The organism is Hyphomonas sediminis, assembly GCF_019679475.1.
Taxonomy (GTDB): Bacteria; Pseudomonadota; Alphaproteobacteria; order Caulobacterales; family Hyphomonadaceae; genus Hyphomonas; species Hyphomonas sediminis.
The window spans coordinates 488,084-512,307 of record NZ_JAIEZP010000001.1 but is presented as its reverse complement, the minus strand read 5'-3'; the positions used below and the strand labels follow the sequence as shown (position 1 = coordinate 512,307).

At 61.9% G+C, this 24,224-nt stretch carries 23 protein-coding genes; 21 read left to right on the top strand and 2 right to left on the bottom strand.

Going from position 1 to position 24,224, the window contains the following annotated elements:
- The first annotated feature begins 9 nt into the window (after positions 1 to 9).
- The 6 genes from K1X12_RS02490 (at position 10) to K1X12_RS02465 (ending at position 3,755) form a co-directional block, all read left to right on the top strand.
- Positions 10 to 222: a hypothetical protein gene (locus K1X12_RS02490; protein WP_220986060.1), complete on the top strand. Its 213-nt coding sequence runs from the start codon at positions 10 to 12 to the stop codon at positions 220 to 222.
- Positions 219 to 599, top strand: a complete 381-nt coding sequence (locus tag K1X12_RS02485) for a hypothetical protein (protein ID WP_220986059.1) — start codon at positions 219 to 221, stop codon at positions 597 to 599. Before K1X12_RS02490 ends, K1X12_RS02485 begins: the two co-directional genes overlap by 4 nt.
- A gap of 144 nt (positions 600 to 743) precedes the next feature.
- Entirely contained in the window at positions 744 to 1,991 is a 1,248-nt protein-coding gene (locus K1X12_RS02480; RefSeq protein WP_220986058.1) for a flagellin N-terminal helical domain-containing protein, read from the top strand.
- Positions 1,992 to 2,099: 108 nt separating this feature from the next.
- On the top strand, positions 2,100 to 2,486 hold the full coding sequence (gene flaF / locus K1X12_RS02475; protein WP_220986057.1) for a flagellar biosynthesis regulator FlaF: 387 nt from the start codon (positions 2,100 to 2,102) through the stop codon (positions 2,484 to 2,486).
- The gene (gene flbT / locus K1X12_RS02470; RefSeq protein ID WP_220986056.1) at positions 2,486 to 2,911 is read left to right on the top strand and encodes a flagellar biosynthesis repressor FlbT; all 426 of its coding nucleotides are present in this window, start codon (positions 2,486 to 2,488) and stop codon (positions 2,909 to 2,911) included. The genes flaF and flbT overlap by 1 nt, the downstream gene beginning before the upstream one ends.
- Before the next feature lies 1 nt (position 2,912).
- The gene (locus K1X12_RS02465) at positions 2,913 to 3,755 is read left to right on the top strand and encodes a DUF1217 domain-containing protein (protein ID WP_220986055.1); all 843 of its coding nucleotides are present in this window, start codon (positions 2,913 to 2,915) and stop codon (positions 3,753 to 3,755) included.
- 7 nt (positions 3,756 to 3,762) lie between these two features.
- Here the strand turns inward: K1X12_RS02465 and fliI are convergent, their stop codons facing one another.
- Complete coding sequence (gene fliI / locus K1X12_RS02460; protein ID WP_225907846.1) at positions 3,763 to 5,136, bottom strand: flagellum-specific ATP synthase FliI; 1,374 nt, start codon at positions 5,134 to 5,136, stop codon at positions 3,763 to 3,765.
- Positions 5,137 to 5,232: 96 nt separating this feature from the next.
- Here fliI and K1X12_RS02455 point away from each other — a divergent pair, with 96 nt between their 5' ends.
- Genes K1X12_RS02455 through K1X12_RS02420 form a run of 8 tightly spaced genes read left to right on the top strand, consistent with a single transcriptional unit; the run spans position 5,233 to position 10,845 of the window.
- A complete protein-coding gene (locus tag K1X12_RS02455; protein ID WP_225907845.1) occupies positions 5,233 to 5,592 on the top strand; it encodes a FlgB family protein in 360 nt (119 codons plus the stop codon).
- Between the two features lie 14 nt (positions 5,593 to 5,606).
- Positions 5,607 to 5,993, top strand: a complete 387-nt coding sequence (locus K1X12_RS02450; protein ID WP_220986053.1) for a flagellar basal body rod C-terminal domain-containing protein — start codon at positions 5,607 to 5,609, stop codon at positions 5,991 to 5,993.
- Positions 5,994 to 6,005: 12 nt separating this feature from the next.
- A complete protein-coding gene (gene fliE / locus K1X12_RS02445) occupies positions 6,006 to 6,305 on the top strand; it encodes a flagellar hook-basal body complex protein FliE (protein ID WP_220986052.1) in 300 nt (99 codons plus the stop codon).
- A 15-nt stretch (positions 6,306 to 6,320) separates the two neighbouring features.
- A complete protein-coding gene (locus tag K1X12_RS02440; protein ID WP_011645303.1) occupies positions 6,321 to 6,584 on the top strand; it encodes a flagellar biosynthetic protein FliQ in 264 nt (87 codons plus the stop codon).
- 9 nt (positions 6,585 to 6,593) lie between these two features.
- The gene (locus K1X12_RS02435) at positions 6,594 to 8,672 is read left to right on the top strand and encodes a flagellar biosynthesis protein FlhA (protein WP_220986051.1); all 2,079 of its coding nucleotides are present in this window, start codon (positions 6,594 to 6,596) and stop codon (positions 8,670 to 8,672) included.
- Positions 8,672 to 9,427, top strand: a complete 756-nt coding sequence (locus K1X12_RS02430; RefSeq protein WP_225907844.1) for a flagellar biosynthetic protein FliR — start codon at positions 8,672 to 8,674, stop codon at positions 9,425 to 9,427. Before K1X12_RS02435 ends, K1X12_RS02430 begins: the two co-directional genes overlap by 1 nt.
- Positions 9,428 to 9,436: 9 nt before the next feature.
- A complete protein-coding gene (locus K1X12_RS02425; RefSeq protein WP_220986050.1) occupies positions 9,437 to 10,510 on the top strand; it encodes an EscU/YscU/HrcU family type III secretion system export apparatus switch protein in 1,074 nt (357 codons plus the stop codon).
- Positions 10,510 to 10,845, top strand: a complete 336-nt coding sequence (locus tag K1X12_RS02420; RefSeq protein WP_220986049.1) for a hypothetical protein — start codon at positions 10,510 to 10,512, stop codon at positions 10,843 to 10,845. The genes K1X12_RS02425 and K1X12_RS02420 overlap by 1 nt, the downstream gene beginning before the upstream one ends.
- 82 nt (positions 10,846 to 10,927) lie before the next feature.
- Here the strand turns inward: K1X12_RS02420 and K1X12_RS02415 are convergent, their stop codons facing one another.
- Positions 10,928 to 11,557 carry a hypothetical protein gene (locus K1X12_RS02415; protein WP_220986048.1) on the bottom strand — a complete coding sequence of 210 codons (630 nt, stop codon included), beginning with the start codon at positions 11,555 to 11,557 and terminating at the stop codon, positions 10,928 to 10,930.
- Positions 11,558 to 11,771: 214 nt separating this feature from the next.
- On the opposite strand from K1X12_RS02415, the gene K1X12_RS02410 reads away from it, so the two are divergent.
- From K1X12_RS02410 to K1X12_RS02380, 7 genes are all read left to right on the top strand, one after another.
- On the top strand, positions 11,772 to 12,953 hold the full coding sequence (locus tag K1X12_RS02410) for an acyl-CoA dehydrogenase family protein (protein WP_220986047.1): 1,182 nt from the start codon (positions 11,772 to 11,774) through the stop codon (positions 12,951 to 12,953).
- 241 nt (positions 12,954 to 13,194) lie between these two features.
- Positions 13,195 to 15,315, top strand: coding sequence for a UDP-forming cellulose synthase catalytic subunit (bcsA, locus tag K1X12_RS02405; protein ID WP_220986046.1), 2,121 nt, complete (start codon positions 13,195 to 13,197; stop codon positions 15,313 to 15,315).
- Positions 15,312 to 17,480 carry a cellulose biosynthesis cyclic di-GMP-binding regulatory protein BcsB gene (locus tag K1X12_RS02400; protein ID WP_220986045.1) on the top strand — a complete coding sequence of 723 codons (2,169 nt, stop codon included), beginning with the start codon at positions 15,312 to 15,314 and terminating at the stop codon, positions 17,478 to 17,480. Before bcsA ends, K1X12_RS02400 begins: the two co-directional genes overlap by 4 nt.
- Positions 17,477 to 19,996, top strand: a complete 2,520-nt coding sequence (locus K1X12_RS02395) for a cellulose synthase subunit BcsC-related outer membrane protein (protein ID WP_220986044.1) — start codon at positions 17,477 to 17,479, stop codon at positions 19,994 to 19,996. The genes K1X12_RS02400 and K1X12_RS02395 overlap by 4 nt, the downstream gene beginning before the upstream one ends.
- Complete coding sequence (locus K1X12_RS02390) at positions 19,993 to 21,408, top strand: PAS domain-containing protein (protein WP_220986043.1); 1,416 nt, start codon at positions 19,993 to 19,995, stop codon at positions 21,406 to 21,408. Before K1X12_RS02395 ends, K1X12_RS02390 begins: the two co-directional genes overlap by 4 nt.
- A 136-nt stretch (positions 21,409 to 21,544) precedes the next feature.
- Positions 21,545 to 22,531 carry a tRNA dihydrouridine(20/20a) synthase DusA gene (dusA, locus tag K1X12_RS02385; RefSeq protein WP_220986042.1) on the top strand — a complete coding sequence of 329 codons (987 nt, stop codon included), beginning with the start codon at positions 21,545 to 21,547 and terminating at the stop codon, positions 22,529 to 22,531.
- Between the two features lie 67 nt (positions 22,532 to 22,598).
- The gene (locus K1X12_RS02380) at positions 22,599 to 24,146 is read left to right on the top strand and encodes a YifB family Mg chelatase-like AAA ATPase (protein ID WP_220986041.1); all 1,548 of its coding nucleotides are present in this window, start codon (positions 22,599 to 22,601) and stop codon (positions 24,144 to 24,146) included.
- Positions 24,147 to 24,224 lie beyond the last annotated feature (78 nt).

Here is a 24,224-nt window from a genome sequence, read left to right as displayed (position 1 = left end):
TTTGAGCAGATGCTCTGGGCAGAGATGCTCAGCCACGCCGGACTTGAGAAGTCTTTCACGCTCGGCGGCGGAGAATCAGCGTCGGCTTTCTCTCGTTTCATTGTCGAAGCAATCGCCGAAGACCTCGCCGAGACACGTCCTCTCGGTCTGGCTGAAAAGGTGGATGAGGTCATCGCTCAGCGGTCCGGCTTGGTCCCCGCTTCAGGAAAGGACACAGAATGAGCGAGCAGGAAATTCAGACAGCGGCGCTGGATCTGGAAGATATACTTCTGGCGGAACGGGATTATTTGATGTCTGGGCTTGTTCGCGAAGCAACGGCGCTCAGCGGCGAAAAATTGGCGATTCTCGAGACATTCGAAGCGGCGCTCAATGCGCGCACGCCGATCGCAGTTTCAACCGGAACCCGGCGGCTCATTTCGGATGTCATTCAGCTCTCTGAAGAGAATGGACGGTTGCTGGACGCGGTTCGCAACGGCGTACGCAGTCTGATTGCGCGCTTTGATGCGCCTTCCAGCGACGTGTTTGTAGGTTCCTACCGGCAGGGTGGGGGGCAAATCGCCTTCAAAAATGCCACCGGACAATTCTTGAAAAGGGTCTGACCCAATTAACCGTACATTTAAAGCTCCACGTTATGAGTGAGGTGTGGAACTACGAAAGTTCGGGGCTCACGCCCCACCGTCAGGACGACGCGTTTCAACAATCAGCCGCATGAAACACGTGTGGCAAATATAGTGGATAAATAGATGTCTAGCATCCTGACCAATAACAGCTCGATGGTTGCGCTGGAGACCCTGCGCAACATCAACCGCAACCTCGAAACCGTTCAGAGCGAAATCTCGACCGGCAAGAAAATCGCTACAGCAAAAGACAACGCTGCGATCTGGGCCGTCTCGACGGTCATGTCCAGCGACGTTGAGAGCTTCAAGGCGATCACTGACTCGCTCAACCTGGGCTCCTCGACTGTTGGCGTCGCCCGTTCGGCCGCTGAAAAAGTCACCTCGACCCTCGAAGAGATCAAGACGCTGATCGTTCAAGCCCAGGGCGAGAACGTTGACCGCGCCAAGTATCAGACCGACATCGCCGAGAAAATCTCGCTGATCGAAGGTTATGTCAGCGCGGCCCAGTTCAATGGCCTCAACCTGATCAACGGTTCGTCTGCAGAAGATGTGAACGTTCTGGCTTCGCTTGACCGTTCGTCCTCGGGCTCTGTCTCGGCGTCCTACATCTCGGTTGCCCGCCAGGATCTCTCCGTTGCCAACACCGGTTCGGCTGCTACCTTCGGCACCACGGCTGTCACCGATACGTCCATCCTGGACAATGGCGGCACCGCTGCCGGCACTGGCGCAACCGTTGCTGCAGCCGCCACTCAGACGATCTCCGTGGCCTCGGTCGCAGACGGTTACAGCTACCGCATTACGCTGGACGATTCGGCCACCAACAACACGCTCGGCCAGCGTAGCTTCGAATACGTTGCCAGCGCTTCTGACAGTGCCGAATCGGTTGCTGCAAGCCTTGCCAACCAGATCTCCAACTTCTTTGCTGCAACGGGCGAAACCAACTACTCGGTTACCCGTGATGGCGACGAGATCTCGATCACCAACAACTCCGCCGCAGCCCTGACGGTCACGGCCGCAACGGCAAACGACGGTACGGCCGGCGTCAGCTCCGGTGGTCTGGGCGACCTCGCCACGATCGACGTGACCAACTCCGACGGCGCTGCTGCTGCTCTGACGACGATCGAAAACCTGCTCAACACGGCGATCGACGCGGCCTCCGTCTTTGGTTCTTCGCAGAACCGCATCTCCGGCCAGTCCGAATTCGTTCAGACGCTGATCGACTCGATGACCGCGGGTATCGGCAGCCTGACCGACACGGACATGGAAGCTGCTTCGGCAAAACTGCAGGCCCTTCAGGTTCAGCAACAGCTCGGCGTTCAGGCGCTGTCGATTGCCAACCAGGCGCCGCAGGTTCTGCTGTCGCTCTTCCGCTAAGACTGACTTCTTCTCCGGATACTTCGGTATCCGGAGGAAATTTGTAGAGCAACTGTCCCGGGCGCTCCGGCGCCCGGGTCAACTTATCAGATACCCAGGAGGGGCATCTTGCAGGCTTTGGCATATAAGGCCTATGGGCAGGTTACGCAGAGGACTGCGACCGGCCGGGCGCTGGAAATTTCTGTCTTTGAGCAGATTACCCAGGCGCTGCAGGCAGTGCACGACAACAATGGCGAAAATCCCGGCGAGTGGGGCGATGCAATTCATCGCAACCTCCAGCTCTGGTCGATCATCGCCGCTGACGTTCTCAATGAAGAGAACGCCCTCCCGAGCGAGACCAGGGCAGGTCTCTTCTCGCTTTCCGAATTTGTCCGCCGCACCTCCATGAAAGTGCTCGCCGGGGCCGATGGCCTTGCCGACATCATCGACGTGAACCGGAAAATCATGGCTGGCCTGGATGGCTCAGCCGCATCAGCAGAGCAGGAGGTTATCTGATGTCTGGACTTGTCCTGAAAATAGCGCCCGGTGAGCGTTTTATCATCAATGGGGCGACCCTGGAGAATGGCGATAAGCCAGCCCGTATCCGTGTGGTTGAAGGCGACGCCCGTGTCCTGCGCGTGCGCGATGCCATGCGGCCTGAAGAGGTCAACACTCCGGTCAAGCGCGTGTATTATGCAATCCAGCTGTTGATCACAGGCGATCTCAAGGAGTCGGAAACCCTTCCGGCGCTCGACGAAGCCTGCGTTCAGCTGCTCGACATCTTCAAACCGGTGGACGCTGATCTCATTCCCACCCTGCGGTCGATGGTCAGCCGCGGAAACTATTATTCCGCCCTCTGCCATTTGCGCCAGGTTTTGGCGCTGGAAGAAGAGCTGTTCGCCATGCGCGGGGTTACTCCGCAGGAAAGCAAGGTCGCTTGATATGGCCTTCCAACCGGTCGTTCCAATGTCAGGGATCGGGGGGTGGAAGTTCCTCCAGTCGACCTATGACAAGCAGCTGCAGAGTTTCACGAACTCGCCGCAGGTGCGCAACGACCGGGACTACATGATCGAGAAGTTCGCCGAGCCGGTCACGATGGATGACCTGCTCAAGGACACGCGCCTGCTGCGCGCGACGATGACGGCGTTTGATCTTTCCGGCGAGGAATGGAAAAAAGGCTTCATCAAGAAGGTGTTCGAGGAGGCCGCCGATCCGGAGAGCACGTTCCTCGCACGCCTGAACAATCCGAAATACACCGCCCTTGCCAAGGCGCTGAAACCGGAAAACGGTGTCATCTCCCTGGAGATTGAAGACGTGGCGGCCATGGCGGTACGGTTTGAAGCCGTCTCGTTTGAAGTTGCCATTGGCAATGTCGACGATTCCATGCGCCTTTCGCTGAACTACCAGTCGGAGATCAGCACGATCGTCGGCAGCGGGTCGAGCGAGGATTCCATTGTCTATCGTCTGATGGCGGATGTTCCGGCCTATACGGTCGTGCGCACGGCGCTCAACATGCCATCCGACGCCACCAAGTTGCCGGTGGAGCGTCAGGCTGAAATGCTCAAGAGCGGTCTGAAGAAGGCCCTCGGTGTTTCAAGCCTTGCCGACATTGCCTCTCCAGAGGCGGTCGACAAGATGATCGTGCGCTATCATGCCATGAAGTCGATCTCTGAAGGCGCGGCGGTCTATTCGCCGGCGGCTGCAGCGCTGACCCTGCTCGGCGGCGGCAGCTATGGCCTGGGCAGCAGCGCCAGCCAGAACCTTTTCCTGTCGAGCTTCCTCTGAGCTGTCTTCAGCTGCGCGGACGCGGCGGCGGCCGGGCGGCGGGTTGAGTTTCAGGCGCCGGCACTGGATTGCCCGCAGGAGCTGCATTTCCTGTCAGTATGCCCGACAGCGCTGCGAATGCGGCCTCTATCCCAAGATTGTTGCGGGCGGAAACATACGCGTCCAGCGCCGGATAGAGCGCGATCGCGCGGTCGGCGTCCTGGTCGCGGCCAAACTCGAACAGGCTGGCGCGCAGCATAGGTGCCACCTCGTCATACAGCGCCACCATGCGCCGGTAATCGCGCAGCTGGTCGTTCTCCCAGTCCGTTGCCGCAGAGGGCAGGGCTCGCGAAACGCTCCGCAGAACGTCAATCGCCGGATATCGCCCTCGCTCTGCAATGCTCCGGTCAAGAATGATGTGCCCATCCAGAATGCCGCGGATCATGTCGGCCACAGGCTCTTCAAGGTCGGAGCCTGCCACCAGAACCGAGAAGATCCCGGTAATGTCGCCGCGCGTGCCAGTGCCCGGACCGGCCCGTTCGGCCAGCTCGGCAATCACGCGCACGGTCGAGGGCGGAAAGGCGTTCAGGGCAGGAGTTTCCCCTGCCAGCAGCGCCACTTCCCGGTGGGCTTCAGCAAACCGGGTGATCGAATCGAACAGGAACAGCACGCTGTGTCCCTGGTCGCGGAAATGTTCGGCCGTGGCCATGGCGCAATAGGCGGCGCGTTTCTTGGCGCCGGGCGATTCGCTCGCCGTTGCCGACACGACAACCGTCTTGTGGCGGACCGCTTCTGGCAGGTTCACCTGAACAAAGTCTCCCACCTCGCGCGAGCGTTCGCCGATCAGGGCAATCACCACCCGGTCCGCCTCCAGCCCGTTGGCAAGCGAGCCCAGAAAGGTCGACTTGCCGACACCAGATCCAGCAAACAGGCCGAGCCGCTGGCCCCGGCAGATCGGCAGTAGCGTATCGGTCACCATCCAGCCGGTTGCCAGGCGTGGGCCAAGCCTGCGCCGAAGGTGTGCGGGAAGGGCGGGCGCGCGCAGAGGCCGGCTGACGCCGCGCCCAGGCATGGCCGCGCCGGACGGTAGTCCGCCGGCAATCTCGCCGCGATAGTCAATGATCTGGCCCAGCCAGTGATCGCCCGGTTCGATTCGCGCTTCCTGTTCGATCTGGACCACATCCCCGATCCTCAGGATGTCGCTGGGCGAGTAGAGTAGCGCCGAAACACTGTCGCCGGAGACGCTCAGAATCTCGCCATTGATCTTTTGGCCCTGTTTCTCGATGAGAATTTCGTTTCCAACGCCCGCAAGCTCGCTCACGCCAGCAATGCGAAGCATGCCAGGCGACACGTCGGTGACGGTGCCCCAGAGACGGTAGAGCCGGTGTGACGGCGATGCCATTGACGCCTGCAAGTAAACAAACCCCGCACTTCTGTTAACCTATTCTTCAGTTAATGCGAACATTTTCCCAAAGGGTTAACCTTGGTGAATTGTCCCATGATTTCGGATCTTCAGCTTTTCCAGATCTATGGCGCGATGGCCCGACACGCGGCTGAAAGCCAGAAGGTCAGCGCGACCAATATTGCGAATGCGGATGTCCCTGGCTTCAAGGCCGACGAGATCGAGAGCTTCGAGGATTTCCTTTCGCGCACGATGCAGTCGGCTGGCGCTGAGGGGCTCGGCTCGGGCTTCAAGACGCACACTTCGGGCGCGCCATCTGATCCGAATGGGAACAATGTCAGCCTTGAGCAGGAGGTGTTCAACTCCGCCGAGGCGTTGGGCCAGCACAATATGGCCCTGACCGTTTATTCGAAATCCATCGACCTGCTGCGCACCGCGCTGGGCAAGCCACGTTAAGGGAGGACTGAGACATGAACCCGCTCAAAGCCGCTCAACAACAGGCGGTTACCGGAATGGAGCTCCAGTCCCGCCGTATGGGCGTGACGGCAGAGAACCTCTCCAACGTCGACACCCCTGGCTACAAGCGCAAGCTGCTGATGGTAGACGAGGGGATGAGCACCTCGGGAGAGCAGTTCCTTGCCTCGCGCCTTGAGCTTGATCAGGCGGAAGGCGAGCGCCAGTATAATCCCAGCCATCCGATGGCGGATGGCGAGGGATATGTCACCCTGTCGAACGTATCGGTTGTAACCGAGCTTGCGGACATGCGCGAAGCCAACCGGTCCTACGAAGCCAATCTCAATTCTTTCCAGCAAGCCCGGTCAATGTACCGGTCGCTTCTGGACATCCTGCGCCGCTGAGGAGGGCAGTAGATGTCTACGCTTGGGTTTAATCCGTATACCATCCTGAACACGCCGCGCCCGACGGAAGGCGCAAAAACGGCGACTGATGCGCCCGAAGCGGCTGGCAGCAAGTTTGCGGAGTCCGTGTCGGATTTTCGCACGACGATGCAGCAGGCCGAGCAGACGGCTATCCAGACCGCTGTATCGGGCGCAGATCCGCACGCCATGGTTGAGGCACTGACCAACGCCGAGCTGATGCTCGATGCCGTGGTCACGATCCGCGACAAGGTGGTGGAAGCCTATCAGGAACTGCTGCGGATGCCGGTCTGATCGCCGGGAGCACACATGTCTGAAGGTGAGATATTCGAGGTTCTGCGGGCTCATATCTGGGGCGCGGCGATGATGGGATTGCCGATCCTTGCGGTGACCCTTGTCGTGGGCTTCGTCATCGGTCTCATTCAGGCGCTGACATCCATTCAGGAAATGACGCTCACCTTCATTCCGAAGATTCTTGCCGTCATCATCGTTTTCTTTCTTTCGCTCGGTTACATGACCAAGGTGATCCTTGATCTGTTCAATAACTGGGTCTTGCCGATCATAGCCGGATAGCGCGCGCCCATGCCGTTTCAGAAACTCCTGAACTTCACCAAACCGACAGCGCTGCTGGCTATCGGCCTGATGACGATTATCCTCGTCATGGTTCTGCCGATGCCGGCCTGGGTGCTGGACGTGGGCCTGACGCTGTCTTTTGCACTGTCGATCCTGATCTTCACGACGGTGATCTTTGTCGAGAAGCCGCTCGACTTCTCGTCCTTCCCGTCGATCCTTCTCGCCTCGCTCGTGCTTCGTCTGGCGCTCAACGTTTCGTCGACCAAGCTGATCATCGGGCAGGGGCACACCGGCACCAACGCTGCTGGCGGCGTGATTGAAGGCTTCGCCATGTTCATCATGGGCGGGAACCTGTTCGTCGGCCTGGTCGTGTTCGGCGTTCTGGTGATCGTGAACTTCATGGTCATCACCAAAGGCGCCGGACGCATGGCCGAAGTCGGTGCGCGGTTTGCCCTGGACGCGATGCCCGGCAAGCAGCTGGCAATCGACTCTGACCTTGCCGTTGGCGCGATCACGCATGAAGAAGCCAAGATCCGTCGGCAGAGGGAACAGGAAGAAGCCTCGTTCCTCGGCTCGCTCGACGGTGCTTCGAAGTTCGTCAAAGGCGATGCGGTCGCCGGCCTGCTAATCACGGCGCTGAACCTGATTGCCGGCATCGGCTTTGGCGTCATGGCGCACCAGCTGAGCGTTGTGGAAGCGTTGAGCAATTATTCGATCCTGACGGTCGGTGATGGTCTCGTTTCGCAGATCCCCGCTGTCATCGTTTCGGTCGCCGCTGCGCTCCTGCTTTCCAAGGGCAAGGACGAAGGCGCGATCGACCGCGCCATTGGCCTTCAGCTCGCAGGCAACGCCACCATCCTCTTCATCGTTGCCGGCATCCTCGGCGTCTTTGCCGTTCTGCCGGGCCTTCCGTTCCTGCCCTTTATGCTTGCTGCAGCCGCCTTTGCGACGGGTGGCTACTTCATCCGCAAGGCCGCGGAAGAGAAGAAGGCAGCCGAAAGCGAGAAGCCGGCAGACGCAAAACCAGCCGCGCCCAAGATTGGCGATTCGATCTATGCCGATGAGATCCACCTCGAAGTCTCGCCCGACCTCGTCAACATGGTTCTGGTTGGCGAAAACGGATTTGAAAGCCGGATCGAGAAGATCCGGCGATACATTGCCGAAGAATATGGATTTGTGCTGCCGCCGATCCGGATGACGGACAATCCGACCCTGAAGAAGAACGAATACCGTATCCGGATTCAGGGCGTTCGGGTCGATTCCGGCTTCCTCCGTCCGGGGCAGGTTCTGGCGCTACTGGAAGATAATCAGCTGCCGCATCTTGCTGGTGAGAAAGTGCGCGAGCCTGTTTACAAGGCTGCTGCGCGCTGGCTGCCTTCGGCGCGCAAGCAGGAACTGGCAGCGGCGGCTGTTCCGGTGGTCGAGCCAATTGAAGTGCTTGCCACACACATGCTGGAAGTGATCCAATCGAACTTCTCGCTGGTCTTCACGCGCATGGTGATGATGGAAACGTTGGACGCGTTGACCGCGATCAGCGATCCGGATCGTGCTGGCGCCAACAAGCGTTTCCTCGACGAATACATTCCGGGCAAGGTGACGCCGGAGCTGCTGCTGTCCGTGATGCGGATGTTGCTGGCCGAGCGCGTTCCGGTCCGGAACCTGTTCCTCATCATCGAGACGGTGGCCGAAGCGAAGCCGCAAGGGCTTCCGCTGCCGCGGGTGGTTGAGCTTGTCCGCCAGCGGTTGGCCTTCCAGATTGTGGACCGTCTGCAGGACGATCAGGGCCGACTACCGCTGATCCAGCTGGCGACGAGTTGGGAACAGAAGTTTGCCGAATATGAGGTCAACAATGACAGCGGCGGATCGGATATTGCCCTGCCGCCCGAAGTGTTCGGCGAGCTGATCAATTCGGTTCAGACGAAGCTCAACGAAACGGCCCAGAAGGGGATCATTGCCGCGGTCGCCACCTCCTCGCGCCGGCGCCGCTTCCTGCAGACCGTGCTTGCGAGCAAGGGCATTCGCAATGCCGTCGTCGCTTACGAAGAGATCAACTCAAAGAGCAAGCCCTACATCATCGGCGTTGCCTGATGGAGGCGCTGGCCCCCTATCTGGGGCAGGCGAGCCCGTGGATCGTTCTGTTCATGACCGTGATCGCGCGGTTGTCCTTCGTCGTGTTCATGATGCCGGGCGTTGGAGATCAGGTCATCTCGGTGCGCACGCGGCTGTTCGTGTTGCTGGGAATGTCGGCAGCGATTGCCTCGACGGGCGTGGTTCCGGCGCCGACGGCCAGCCGCCTGACGGATCTGGTGCAACTGCTCGGCAGTGAAGTGATCATCGGCCTTGGCCTTGGCGCTCTGCTACGTTTGTCGATGTGGATGCTGACGATCGCCGGCACGATCATCGCGCAGGCGATCGGGCTGGCGCAATTCCTCGGCGTCGCGCTGGAGCATGAAGCCCAAACGGTGACGGCGAACATGCTGTCGATTGCCGGAGCGACTGTGTTGCTGACGGCGAACTATCATGTGGCAGCGGTCGACGGGTTGATGCGGCTTTATGTGGATATTCCGCTTGGTCAGCTAAGCCAGGTGAGTTGGCCGATGGTGATGGACAGCTTTTACAAGGCTTTTGGCTTCGCGCTGATGCTCGCCTGGCCCTTTGTGGCGGCAAACCTGCTCTACAACATCTGCCTTGGCTTCATAAACAAGGCGCTGCCCTCGCTGATGGTGGCGTTTGTCGGCGCGCCGTTCATGGTGGGCGCGGGCGTCATGTTGCTCGCGATCACGGTTGGCGGCATGCTGATCGTCTGGAAAGACCGGGCGCTTCAGGTTATCGGCTGGTTGTGAGGACGGACCATGGCCGAGCAGGACCAAGATAGCGCCGAAAAGGAATTTGAAGCCACCGAGCAGCGCCTGCGAGAGGCGCGGCAGGAGGGCAACGTTCCCCAGTCGAAGGAGGCAAATGCCTTTGCGCTGATCCTGGGCATCCTGATCGGCGCGCTGCTGCTCAATGCGGTGGTCGGGCAGAAACTGTTCAGTGACTTCTCCTCTCTGCTGTATCATGGCGATGCCTTTGCCGAAGACATCTTCAATGGCGATGGCGGGGCGACCTGGGCGTGGCTGGCGACGACGCTGCTGGCGCTTTCGCCAATTCTTCTGGTGATGGCGGCGATCGTTCTGGTGTCATTGATCGTGCAGCGGGCGATTTCCTTCTCCACAAAGAAAATCAAGCCGGACATGAAGAAGATCAATCCGGTCGACAATATCAAGAACAAGTACGGCACCAAGGGCATCACCGACTTCCTGAAGGATACGGCGAAGATGCTGTTCGCCGGTCTGCTCGGCACGCTGTTCCTTGTTCAGTTCACGCGCGATTATTACGGGGCATCGGCGGTTGAGACGGCGGACTTCTACCAGTTCACCTTCAACCAGGTTTTGCGGCTGATCCTTTATTTCTTTGCCTTCCAGTTCTTGCTGGCGGCGATAGACCTTCCGCTTCAGTGGCGCATTCATGCCAACAAGCTGAAGATGTCGCGCGAGGAGATGAAGAAGGAGGTTAAGCAAAGTGAAGGCGACCCGCATATGAAGGCCCAGCGCCGGGAGCGGGCCTCCAAGATTTCGCGCGGCCAGATGATGCAGAATGTGAAGGACGCGACCGTGGTGATGGTCAACCCGACCCACTATGCCGTGGCGCTGAAATGGGACCCTACGAGCCATAAGGCGCCTGTCTGCGTGGCCAAGGGCGTGGACAATCTGGCGCTGAAGATCCGGGAACTGGCAATCGAGAACAACATTCCGATTTATTCCGATCCACCGACGACACGTTCGATCTATTCGATGGTTGAGGTGGACGAGGAAATCCTGCCTGAACACTTCGCCGCCGTTGCGGCAGCCATCCAGTTCGTCGACCGGCTAAGGAGCGGGCAATAATGGCGAGCTTGCCGGAAAAACAAGCTGCGCAGCTGCGCTCGCTGGTGGGATTGAAACGCCAGAAGGCGGAGCAGGATATGCTGGTGATCCAGAAGGATGTGCGCCGGATCGAAACCGAGATCGAGGCGGTGCAAGCCTCCATGATCGCGCTGGATCAGCCGGGCACGGATTATGATGCCGCCAGCCTGGCGCGGCGCCATGGCGGGGCCGAAAGGCTGGTGGCTGAACTTGCCCGGAAGCGGGCAGAGCTGGCCGCGCGGCAGGCGGATCTGGAAGCGGCCCGCGACGGGCTCAAGCGCGCGATGCATTCAGAAGACCGGATCGGCGACCTGTGAGCCCGCCAAATACTCAAGCGGCCAGCACGGGCGGCCGGAGCGCAGGGCGCGTCCGGCGGGATGGGCTGATTTTAAGAGTGGATCAGGAAGTGTCCGCGAAGACTGTGCAGGGCAAGCCGGGCTGAGCCGCGACGATCTGTGAGACCAGAGCCCAAACTTCTGTGGCGGGACGCTGCGCCTTTGGCGCGCGCAGGCGCAGGCCATAGCGGGCAAGGCGTCGTTGGAGTTTTGCGGAAAAACTCCAACAATCCTCCAAAACGGATTGGAGGTTTTTCAGGCGGGCGGCGAGCGCCTCTTCGCGCGGAAGCGCTGCGAGCGTGGCCGTGGAAGAGTCTTCCGAGATGGAGACAGGGGAAGGGGTGGCAAAAGCCGCGTCCGGGAGGATGCCTTTAAGGCTGAGCGAAAAGCCATGTTTGCGTGCGGCCCGGCGGGCGTGGGGCGCCCGCGTCCCGCGCGGCTCAAATGGTGGCGGCTGGACCGCGGCGGGGGCGGCCCGCATAGCGAGCAGCAGGCGGCGGAAGATCTGCTCAAGCTGGCCTGCGCGGCTGTGCACGAAATGGAGCAGGCGGCTGCGCATCCGGCCCGGCGCCAGACAAAGGGCAGCTGCATAAATAATCTTCAGTAGCAGGAGCACCCGCCGGGCCAGCCGCCAGGGCGACTTTGCCGCGCGCGGGCGCAGGCTGGCAGAACGAAGAGGGCGAGCCTTGATCATGCGGCCAGTGTGAAGGCATCACCGGCCCCGCCGGATAGGGAAGGGCAATTCCCTGCGGAGCGGGCGCAGGCGGCGTGGACAGGGGAGGGCGTCTCCACGGGATAACGACTTGCAGGGCGCCTAACGTCGCGGCACGCGACAACTCTGAGGGGTGAAATACGGGGCGGGGGATGCCATAGGTGTCGCCGACTTTACCGGCAGAAGGAACGGCGCCATGACCCATCTTGCGTACCCCGATCAGGCAATCGCCATCGAGATTGGCGAACGGGTCGAGAAGTTCGTGCGCGATGTGGTTGCTTCCTATGAGCGTGACCCACGCCTTGAAGAACATGGGCCGGCGCCGGAACTTGTGAAAGAGCTGCGCGAGAAAGCCCGCGCCGCCGGCGTAATGACGCCGCACATCCTGCCTGATCATACGCACCTGTCGCAGCGCGGTACGGCCCATGTGCTGAAGAAGACGGGGCTTTCTCCGCTGGGGCCAGTGGCGTGCAACACCGGCGCGCCGGACGAGGGGAACATGTTCCTGCTCGGCAAGGTGGCGACGGACGCGCAGCGCGCGCGTTTCCTCGATCCGCTGGTTTCTGGGGAGGCCCGCTCGGCATTCTTCATGACAGAGCCGGCGGCCGAAGACGGCGCAGGCTCCGACCCGTCGATGATGAAGACAACAGCCGTGAAGGAGGGCGACCATTGGGTGATCAATGGCCGCAAGACCTTCATCACCGGGGCAGACGGCGCTTCGGTCGGCATCGTCATGGCGAAAGCCGAAGAAGGGGCGTGCATGTTCCTGGTGGACTTGCCGAACCCGGCCATCCGCATCGAGCGCCTGCTCGACACCATCGACAGCTCCATGCCGGGCGGCCATGCGCAGGTGATGATCGAGAACCTGCATGTTCCGCAGGCGGACATGTTGGGCAATCCGGGCGAAGGCTTCCGCTATGCGCAGATCCGCCTGGCCCCGGCGCGGCTTTCCCACTGCATGCGCTGGCACGGCGTGGCGACGCGGGCGCAGGAAATCGCCACAGAGTATGCCTGCACGCGCAAGGCGTTCGGCAAGCTGCTGATCGATCATGAGGGCGTTGGCTTCATGCTGGCGGAAAACCAGATCGAGTTGAAACAGGCCGAATTGATGATCGACTGGTGCGCCGACGCGTTGGACGCGGGCGAGAATGGCAATGTCGAAAGCTCGATGGCGAAGGTGGCGGTTTCCGAAGCGTTGTTCCGCGTGGCCGACCGCTGCGTGCAGGCGATGGGCGGGATGGGCGTGACGCGCGACACGATTGTGGAGCAGCTGTTCCGCGAAGTGCGCGCCTTCCGCATCTATGATGGCCCGACCGAGGTTCATAAATGGTCGCTGGCGAAGAAGATCAAGTCAGCCCACCTCAAGGGCGGGCACTAAAGTGCCCTGAACCTTAAGGATCAGGGGGTTTCTGTTTACTCCGTATACAAATAGGACGTGGAAGTTTACGGACGGCGGTTTCGTAAGCGCCCAAGTTTATCGCAAAGTTCATTCCTGACGTGCACTAGCTGGTAATTGTTTTTGTTACCAGGCGGGCCCGGCAATGGCGCACGGCGATGCATCCCGGCAGGAGTCCCTGCCCATATTTCGGTTCGCGCCGCTGCGTACGGTGAGCGGACTCTTGTCGCTTGCGCTGATCGCGGTGATTGCGGCGGCGCCCGTTTCCGACGCGCTGCAGGTGCAGCTCTGTATTGCGACGATTGCCACCTATTTCCTGATGGGCTGGCTACGCCCCACGGGCGGGCCGTTCCGCGTGTTCGTGGCGCTGCTGATCATCTTTACCAGCACGCGCTACATGATCTGGCGCGTGACCGAGACGATGCCGACGGACTCAGCGCTTTCGATTGCGGGTGGCATCTTCCTGCTCGGCGCAGAGAGCTATGGCTATGTGCTGTTGCTGCTGTCGACGTTCCTTTCGGTGGACGTTTACAAACGTGCGCCAAAGCCTGCGCCGGTGTCGGCGGCGCGCTCGCCCACGGTTGACATTCTGGTGCCGAGTTATAACGAGCCCGATGAGTTGCTGGAGGTGACGCTGACGGCGGCGCTGAATGTCAGCTATCCCGCGGGGCGGGTGAAGGTCCATCTGCTCGACGATGGCGGCACGCTGGCCAAGCGCAATCAGGCCGATCCAGCGAAGGCGGCTGAAGCGCTGGCGCGGCATGAGCGGTTGCAGGCGATGTGCGAACGCCTCGGTGCGCACTACATCACGCGCGAGAAGAATGAGCATGCCAAGGCGGGCAATATCAATTCGGCGCTCCAGAAGGTCGATGGCGAGCTTATCCTGATCCTTGATGCCGACCATGTGCCTTCGACAGATATCCTTGTGCGGACGGTGGGGCATTTTGTCGATGATCCCAAAGTGTTCCTCGTCCAGACGCCGCACTTCTTCTTGAACCCGGACCCGCTGGAGCGAAACCTTGGCACGTTCCGAGAAATGCCGAGCGAGAACGAGATGTTCTATTCGGTGATCCAGCGCGGGCTTGATGGGCTCAACGCCTCCTTCTTCTGCGGCTCGGCGGCGGTGCTGCGGCGGGCGCATATCATGGAGATTGGCGGGCTGCAGGGCGACACGATCACCGAAGATGCTGAAACTGCGCTGGAACTGCATGCGCGCGGATATCGCAGCGTGTATGTGGACCGGCCCATGGTGGCGGGGTTGTCGCCGGAAACGTTCTCCGGCTTCATCGTGCAGCGCATGCGCTGGACGCAGGGGATGATCCAGATATTCCTGCTGAAGAACCCCCTTCTGAAGAAGGGGCTGAGCCTGTCTCAGCGGATCGGCTATCTGAATTCCTGCTTCTACTGGTTCTTCCCGCTGGCGCGGCTGACCTTCATTCTGGCGCCTCTGCTTTACCTGTTGCTGGGCGTGCAGGTGTATGTCGGCGACTTGTCCGACTTCCTGATGTACGGCCTGCCGCACATTGTTGGGGCGCTGATGTTGTCCTCGATCCTCTATGGGCATACGCGCTGGGCGTTCGCATCCGAGCTTTATGAGGTCGTCCAGTCGATCCACTGTTCGGGTGCAATCCTGCAAGTGCTCCGGAATCCGCGCGCGCCGAGCTTTGCCGTGACGCCGAAGGGCGAAAATTTGAGCGAGAGTTTTATCTCGCCGCTGGCGCGTCCATTTTATGTGCTGATTGCACTGGTGGGGCTGGGCGAGATTGCCGGGCTCATTCGCCTCTTCACCGATCCGGTGGGAGCGGGGGTCATCTCGGTCTTGCTGATCTGGAACACGTTTCACCTGCTATTGCTCGTTTCTTCGCTGGGCGTCCTTTATGAGCGCTCGCAGCAACGGGCTTTCCCGCGCTTTGACCTGCACCGTGATGTTTTGCTGACGCATCAGGGCGAGCCGGTTGCCGCGCACATGTCGGACGTTTCGATCACCGGCATGGGGTGTTCTGTGGGCAAGAGCGCGCCGCGCAAATTCGCGGCCGGTGACACGCTGACGGTCGACGCGCGGGAGCTAGGCGCAAGCAATGCTGCCGTGTTGACCCTCAAAGTGCTGTCCGCCTCCGATGCGCCAGATGGCCAGAAGCTGGGTCTCAGCTTCGTTATCGAGACGCGGGAGCAATGGGCGGCGGTTGTCACGCTCATGTACGGGCATAGCGAGAACTGGAAGCAGTTCCGCGATGCGCGCGCCAACTCTGAACATATGGGCGCGAAAATCGCCCGGCTCCTCCGCTCAAGCCTGACGCAGGCGGGCAATCACATTCGCGCCGTTACACGGGAAGCACGCTCATGAAATACTTCGTCCGCCTGATGGTTGCCGCTGCAGCAGCGGCCTTTGCGGTCGGCCCTGCGCCGGCGGCGGCGCAACAGGCGCCGACCGCTGAAGCCGCGCTGGATATTTATGCCCGGTATCGGGAGAACCCGAACATCTCCACCGAGCAGTTGGAGAACGGCCTGTGGCGCGCGCGCCTGCCTCTGGCGGCGCTGCGCAGCAGCCAGGGTGCAATCCATCTCGACGGCGCGAGCGCGAGCGAAGAGATTTCCTTTGCTATCGCTCCGCAGGCGGATGTAACTGAAGCGCGGATCGTCCTGCGGCATGTGAGCGGACGCGCGCAGGAGGGCCTGAAGCCGCAATTGCGGCTGGGGATGAATGGTTTCTTTATCGGCCAACTCGACGGCGTGACGGAGCGGGCCGCAGCCATCAACGAGATCGTGCTCGACCCTTCCGCGTTGGTGTCAGGATACAACACGCTGCGCATCGACGCGGTGCAGCGCTATACACTCGATTGCCAGGACGCAGACGCCGCAGAGCTGTGGACGGAAATCGATACGGCGCGCTCGTATATCGAAGTGACTTATGCGCGCCGCCCGTTGGCGGCAACGCTGGCTGATCTGGGCGCGGTGCTGTCTGCCGGGATTGGCGGGGTCGACAAGCTGGGCATCCTTGCGGGGCAGGGCGATGCCGACACGCTGCGCCGGGGCGCGTTGGCCTCCCAAGCTGTGGGTAACCGTCTTGGCTACCGGTTGCCCGAAATTACCCAGTTGACCGAGATGGCGCCTGGCGAGGCCACAGAGGGGCGCGACCTGATCGCCATCGGGACGCCCGAAGAGTTGGCCGCCTTTGCGCCCGATGGGCTTGCAAGACTCGAGGACCGCGATGCCTGGCTGTCGATCGGCCCGTCGCCGTTCGACCCGACCCATTTCCTGATCCTCGCCGCAGGCCGTACGCCTGAAGCGATTGACGGCGCGTTGCGTGCGCTTGCCTCCGAGGGTTTTCCGCTGGCGGCGGCATCCTCGGCTGTCATTGCGCAAAGCGAAGTGCCGGCAACCATCGTGAGCGCCAAGCGCCAGCCGCTGCGCACGGATGCAAAATATGTGTTCCGGGATCTTGGCTTCGGCGGGGTTTCGGTGCTCGGCCGCGAGCAGGGGCGGGCGCAGCTCTCCTTTACGCTGCCTGCGGACGTGCGCTTCCGGGATGACGATGATCTCGTGATGATGCTCGACTTTGCTTATGGCGCGGGCCTCGATGGGCGTTCGGTCGTCAATATCCTCGTGAATGGATCATTCGAGCGGGCAGTCCGGATGACCAATCCTGATGGCGAGGTGGTTCCTGGTTACCAGATAGACCTGCCGGCGCGCTCCCTGCGGCCCGGCTGGAACACAGTGGATTTCCAGATCGAGATGTCGGCGCCTGAGCAGGGGGCTTGCGCGGCGCGCAATTCTCGCAACCTCGCCTTCACGCTGAAAGACACTTCAACGCTGACGTTGCCAGCTGCGGGCCGGTTCGCGGAGCTGCCGAGCCTCTCGCTGTTGCAGGAGGCAGGCTATCCTTTCTCTGGTCTCGAAAGCGCGCCGATGGCGATCCGCGCGGTCGACGCGTCGCCTGAGACGATTGAAAGCGTTTGGACGCTTGCGGCACGTCTCGGCCAGATCAACGGGACTGTCTTTACCGAGGCGGATTTTGGAATCGGGCCGGAGCTGGCCGATGCCAATACAATTCTTGTCGGCACCCGGCCGCAGCTTGGCGGGTTCCTGCCGCTGCAGAAATTCAGCCTGCCGGAAACGGGCGGTTTCAGCCGGGAGCTGAACCTTGTCGATCTTGGGGACAACGGCCTCATAATTGAAGGCGAGTCGCCAGAATATGCGGGCCGCCTCGTGATGCTGGTGACGGCGGAGACCGAAGAACAACTCATCGGGTCGATCCGTGCGCTGGTGAAGCCGAGCCATTGGAGCCAGCTGAGCGGCGGCGCCGCCGTGTGGCGGGAGAATGCCGCGACCATCGTCTCCAAAGCGGCCGATGCAACGTTCACTGTGGGCGACAAGGCGCTGGGCGCGCGCAAGACGGCGCGGGCAACCTCGTGGGGCTGGATCGTCTCAATCGCCGCAATTCTGTTTGCGATGGCCGCCGGCCTCGCCCTGATCGCGCGGTATATGCGGACACGGATCAACGGAAAATGAAGAAGGCGGCTGCCTTCCTGAACGCGGCACTGGTCAGCGTTGGCGCCATGCTCCTTCTGGGCATGAACGCCGAAGCTGCGCCGGAAACCGGGCGGGAGGGCGTCTATTCCATCGGCATACCGGTTGCCGCAGAGCATGACATCGCAGACATGGCCACCCTGCCAGCTCTGAAGGCATCTCCGGGGCCATCGGGCGCCGATGTTGAGTCAGTCTGGGCGCTGGGTGCAGCCGGGGACTGGGGCGCTGCGGAAAGCCAGTTAAGCGCGCTGCGGGGGCGACACCCCGGCTGGCAGGCGCCTGCTGATCTGGCGGGCTATGTGTCGACCGGCCTGCGCCAACAGAGAATACAGGACGCGCTGGGCGCAAAGAACTGGGCGGGCGCATTGGCCCTCCTGCCGGCGGAAAAGCCGGGTGTCTGCGAGCCGGCCTCCCAGCTTTGGGCGCGCGCCGAAGCGCTCGAAGGGCAGGGGGAGCCATCTGCGCTGCAGGACTTTTATGTGCGGGAGCTGACGAATTGCCGTGCGCCGGAATTGGCTGCCGCTTTGGCTCAGCGGGCTTTGAGCGTGTTGGATGCAAACGGGCTTGAAGCAGCGGCGCGCATTCCGGCGCTCGCGGCAAGCAATGAACCGGGGATAATGGCGGCCTATTCGGCGCTTGCGCGCGAAGCAGCCTGGCAGCACTTTGTCGCTGCGGAGGCGGCAGGCGATCTGGCCAGCGCAGCGCAGATTGCGGAGCACTCTGCGGATACGCGTGTGCTGGCGCAGGCCGGATGGTTGTTCCTCGCTGAAGATGCCGGGAAATCTGCCGTTTATTTTCAAGCAGCGCTTGCATTGGAAGAAACCGAAAGCGCCCGGCGCGGCCTCGCGCAAGCAGCGCTTGCCACAGAAGACTTCGGTGCAGCAAGGCAGGCAATTGCGGGCGCGCCGCAAGCAGCAGAATTCTCCTCACTTTCTGCGCGCGCAGATCTGGGTGAAGCGCGCCTTGCCCGCAAGGACGGCAACTGGAAACAGGCGGTCGATCTTGCTGGCCGGGCTATGGCGCTGGATCCCGCGCTTAAGTCCGAGGCGGAAGCAGTTGGTGGCGGCGCCTTGCTGGACGCGGCGGGGCAGGCCTATGACGCGGGCGATTTTGCCGGAGCGCGGGCACTCGCGCAGCAGGCGGCAGGCTATCCGGCGGTTCGGCGCGCGGCGGAGATGCGAATGGCCTGGGCGGCGCTGCAGGACGGCGAGGCGGAGCTGGCGTCTGCGAGCTTCAGTCAGCTCTACCTTGCGATCCCGGATAATGAGTCTGCGGAAGGGTTTGCACTTGCGGCGCAGAAAACCGGAACACTGGATTCGGCAGCTTCAATTGCCAGGGCTGTTGGCGGGCCGCTGGGCGCGAAGGTTCAAGCGCAGTATGCGGCGACGGCGTTCTATGCGGGCGACTATCTGACGGCACGCGCGTTGGCGCCAGACACATACGAAGCGCTCGACGGTGTTGATCATACGATCTACAGGCAGACGGTTTCGATGCGCCAGCAAGATGGCGCGCGCGGGGAGAACCGGCTGACCGGCTATGCGGCGACTTCTTCTATCGAAATGGTGCGCGGTGTCAGCCGGTATGAGATTGGCCTCACGCTGTACAAGCTCGATACGGGCGCGGCCGGTGGCGCCGGACGGGAAAGTTTTGCGGCGCCCTATCTTGGCTGGAGCCGGGAAGGGAAGACGAGCCTTGCAGCGCGCGTCGGCCTGTTGCCGATCGGTGGCGGAGCGGATACGGCAGTCACCGGGGAAATCGCCGCGGCGCGGAACTTCGGAAAGCATAGCGGCGAGGCGCGCGCATTCGTCCGGCCAAGGACGGACAGCGCACTAGCTTTTGCTGGCGGGGACACCGGGCGCATTCAGGAAACGGGCCTGTCGGCGCGTGGCCGCCTGGATGTTGGCAGCGGCCGCGCGGTGCAGGCTGACGTTACAGTCTCACGCCTGGATGGCCGCGGCGTCGTGGACAATGACATGATTTCAACCGGTGTCTCTGCGAGCCAATCGATCAAGAAGGATGGCTTTGCGTATCTCGTCACCGGGCCATTCTATCAGTTCCAGGCCTATGACCGGAACACCAACTTCTTCAGCGCCGGGCATGGCGGCTATTTCAGCCCGCAGGAGTTCCACCGAGCCGGCTGGTCGGTCAATGCGCGCACCGAGCCGCTGAAGGACTGGCTGGTGAAGGCTGACGCAGCCGTTGCATTCGAATCCGTTCGGGAAGGTAGCGCGTTTGAGTTCCCACTGGAATCGGGCGGGGGCGCGCGCTTCGGCGGTGGTCGCAGCTCTGGCGTCGCAGGGGCAATCGATGTTGCACTGGCCCACCGGATCGGCCCCGAGGTGATCATTTCTGCGAATCTCTCGGCGACAGCCTCCAAGGCATTTGAAGACCTGCGCGCAGGTATCGGCTTCATCTGGGTGCCGGGTGGCCGCGCAGGTCTTGTGCCGACAGACCTTTCAACAGACCCTTTCTCACCAGGCTCCTGGATCAGACCATGACCGAAACTTCCATCTCCCCCAAAGCAAAGCGGCAGGCGCATGACGATCCCGTGTTGGCGCGCGCGCTGCAGGCAATGACGCTGTGTGGCGCGCTGCTCGGACTGGTGCTGTATGTGTGGCTGGCCGTGCGCAGTGAAGCAGGTGCAGCGCGGCGCAGTCTCGCCGAAGCCGCCGCCACCGGGCAGATCGCTGCGGAGGCAGAGCTAGCGCGTATTGAGGCGACCGCCGACAGGGTTTCGCCGCTAATTGCCGGAACATTGGAAGACGGCCGGACGGCGCAGGTGGAACGCGAGGCGCGGGCGGATGTCGCGCGTGTGCTGGCGGGGTCGCCTGTTGTGGCCGTTGCGACACTTGATGCGCAAGGATCTTTGAAATCCGTGTTCGGACAGATGCCCGCGGATGCGGCTGGACGCATTGCGCCGGTTTCATCCAGCCGCAGGGCCGGGCAGGAATTGCTGAGCCTGAACCTTGTTCCGGTATCGGGCCAACGCGCGGCATATTACAAGGACATCGTGCTGGTGGGAGGCGAGCGGCAGACGCTGATCTTCGTGCTTCGCGCCAGCGCGTTTCAGGCGGCTTTGGAGGCGGGGGCTGCGGCAGGCCAAGGATCGCGCGCGGTATTGCTCAACCTCGACGGAGAGATCGTGCGGGCGAATGGCGGCGTGGCAAGTACATTTTCAGCCGGCGATGTCGCGGCGATGGTTGCTGCGTCGGGATGGCGACCGGTGCATGCGGACGAAGTTTCGGCGCCCGGGCGCACGGCGCTGCGTGGGAGCGAGGCGCTGCTGGAAATTCGCGGTGTGGATGGCGGTCAGCTGCAGCTTGCCTATTTGGGAGAGGCGCCGTCCCTCATCTCCGTGATGGCTGCGCGGAGGTTGGAGTTCATGGCACTGTTTGGCGCTTCGGCGATGGCGCTCGTGCTGGCCTTGTCATTGATCCAGAATGAATGGCGCCGCGAAGATACTGCAAGCGAAGATGCCTTCCTTGTGCTGGCTCAAGCTCGGGCAAGCTGCGATCTGCTGGATGCCGGCGTGATCGACTGGTCGGTGACCGATGGACGCCTGTCCTATTCTGACGGTTGGGCCGAGATGTTTTCCCGCGGGAACAAGCCTGCCTCTGAGGATGTATTTGAATGGATTGCCCGGATCCATCCGGACGATCAGGACGCTGCGCGCGAGACCTATCAGGCGATGCTGGATGGGGCGCAGCAGGATATCGAACATCGCATCCGCATCCGGTTGCCTTCCGGCCTCTGGGCCATTGTTCTGGAGCGGGGACGTGTGATCCTGGGGCTGGATGGGCGCCCGGCGCGGATCGTTCTGGTGCAGACGCCTGAAGCGGCCGATGGCAGTGACCTGCGCGAGACGCTGAACGGCCTGACGCCGCAACGGGGCTTCGCTCTGGCAGGCTGACAAGGGTTGGGTTTGGGCGATTGAACGGGATAAGACCCGCCCCAAATGCTCAGAAAGGCTTGATCCTGAAGGCGGGTGAGGAGATGGGTGCGCACGGGCGCCGGCATTCCGGCACCGCGGACGGGCAGGCACCGGTATGCAGAAGATGATCGATTACAGATTCTCCGTCGCGCCGATGATGGATTGGACGGACCGGCATTGCCGGGCGTTTCACCGTGTGCTGTCGAAGCGGGCGCTGCTTTGGACCGAAATGGTGACGGCAGACGCCGTGATTCACGGAGATCGCGCGCGGCTGATCGGTTATGATGAGCGGGAGCATCCGCTGGTGCTGCAGCTGGGCGGCTCGGATCCAGCAAAGCTTGCCGAGGCCGCGCGGATCGCTGAAGGCTTTGGCTATGATGAAGTGAACCTCAATTGCGGCTGCCCTTCCGATCGGGTTCAATCGGGCGCGTTTGGTGCCTGCCTGATGGCGGAGCCCGATCTGGTGGCTGACTGTGTCGCGGCAATGCGAAATGCCGTCTCCATTCCGGTGACAGTGAAGAACCGTATTGCAATCGATGATCTTCCCGCGCGAGAGACCCTGTTTACCTTCATCGACAAAGTCTCTGCGGCAGGTTGCTCTGTATTCACGGTGCATGCTCGCAAAGCCTGGCTGAAGGGCCTCAGCCCCAAGGAGAACCGGGAGATACCGCCACTTGATTACGGGCTGGTCGCCGAATTGAAAGCCGCGCGTCCGGACCTCACGATCATCCTCAATGGTGGCATTTCAACCATCGATCAGTGCCGGGAGCATCTTGGTGGATTTGACGGCGTGATGCTTGGCCGCGCGGCCTATCAGACGCCGGACCTGCTCGGCCATGTCGATGCGGAACTCTTTGGCGAGGGAAGCATCGTGGAGCCGGGCGACGCGGTGCGCGCGTATGAGCCTTACATTGCAGCGCGGTTGGCAGAAGGCACAAATCTGCATGCCATGACGCGGCATATGCTCGGCCTGTTTGCCGGCAAACCTGGCGCCCGGCAGTGGCGGCGGACACTTTCGGAGCTGGGCGTGAAGAAAGGCGCGGGGCTCGACGTGCTGCGGGCCGCGCTCGGATCGGTTGAGGCAGCTGCGCCCGCCGGTTAAATTTGTTCTTTATTTGTTCGTATTCGCGTGTTAACGATTTCCCTGTTGGGAGATGGGGAGCGCGGGAATGGTCAGCCGGGTAACAACCTTTGCCTTTGAGGGGGTCGAAGCCCAGCCTGTCGATGTACAGGTGCAGCTGGTAGGCGGTAACCCGGCGTTCCAGGTGGTCGGCCTGCCTGACAAGGCGGTTGGCGAAAGCCGGGAGCGCGTGCGCGCGGCGCTGATGTCGCTCGGTTTGGCGCTGCCGCCCAAACGGGTGATCGTCAACCTTGCGCCCGCGGACCTGCCCAAGGAGGGCAGCCATTACGATCTGGCGATTGCACTTGCGCTCCTCGCCATCCTGGGAATCATTCCGCAGGATCAGCTGGAGCGATACGCAGCGATCGGAGAGTTGTCACTGGATGGCCGGCTTGGAGAAACAGCGGGCGTCCTCCCGGCAGCGATGGCTGCCGAAGCGATGGGGCTCAGCCTGATCTGCCCTGCCGCAGGCGGCACGGAAGCAGCCTGGTCGGGCGGGGACGTTTTAGCCGCGCCCAGCCTGATTTCACTGGTCAATCACTTCTCTGGCCGCGCCGTATTGCGGCCCCCGGAGAAAGGCGAACTCGACGAGACAGAGACTGGGCCGGACCTGCGCGATGTAAAAGGGCAGGAGGGCGCCAAGCGCGTTCTGGAAATTGCGGCGGCGGGTGGACACAACCTTCTTTTCTGTGGCCCACCCGGATCGGGAAAATCGATGCTTGCGCAGCGTCTCCCCGGTATCCTGCCACCGCTTTCAGCGCGGGAGTTGCTGGAGGTCTCCCAAATTCAGTCAGTTGCCGGACTATTGCAGAGGGGGCGTCTCTCGCGCAGCCGGCCGTTCCGCGCGCCGCACCATTCGGCCTCAATGGCGGCCCTTGTGGGCGGGGGTATCAAGGCAAAGCCTGGCGAAGTCTCGCTGGCCCATCACGGCGTTCTGTTTCTAGACGAGTTGCCGGAGTTTTCTGGCTCGGTGCTCGACAGCCTGCGCCAACCATTGGAAGCAGGCGAGGCGATGATTGCACGGGCAAACCGGCATGTGAGGTACCCTGCGCGCTTCCAGCTGGTTGCGGCGATGAACCCTTGCCGGTGTGGTGGCGGAACCGGGGCGGCGGCCTGCGCCAGGGGGCCGCGCTGCGCAGCCGATTATCAAGCGCGGATTTCCGGACCCTTCCTCGATCGGATCGACCTCTTCTATGAAACGCCGCCGGTGACGGCGGTTGACCTGTCCCTGCCTGCGCCGCCGGAAGGCACCGCTGAAGTGCGCGCGCGCGTGGCGAGGGCGCGGGAGATTCAGACAGAGCGGCTGTCGGAGGTAGGTGAGAAAGGATTGCGGCCGGTCAATGCCGATATTCCCTCCGGCGCACTTGACCGGATGATCCAGCCTGATGCCGCCGGCGCTGCGCTCCTGTCGGAGGCGGCGGAAAAGCTGCGTCTGACGGCGCGCGGTTACACGCGCGTGCTCAAAGTGGCCCGAACAATTGCCGATCTTGATGGCGCTGAGAATGTGCGGCGCGTGCATCTGGCTGAAGCGTTGAGTTACCGTCATCGCCCCGCCAGCGAAGTATCCCGTCCGGGCGAAGGGGCGCTTGCCCGATAGGTTAGGCCGACGGTGTGGCGGTTAAGCCTCTTCTTAAGCCTTTGCGATAGGCTCCGGCGCCATGACACAGGATTCTTC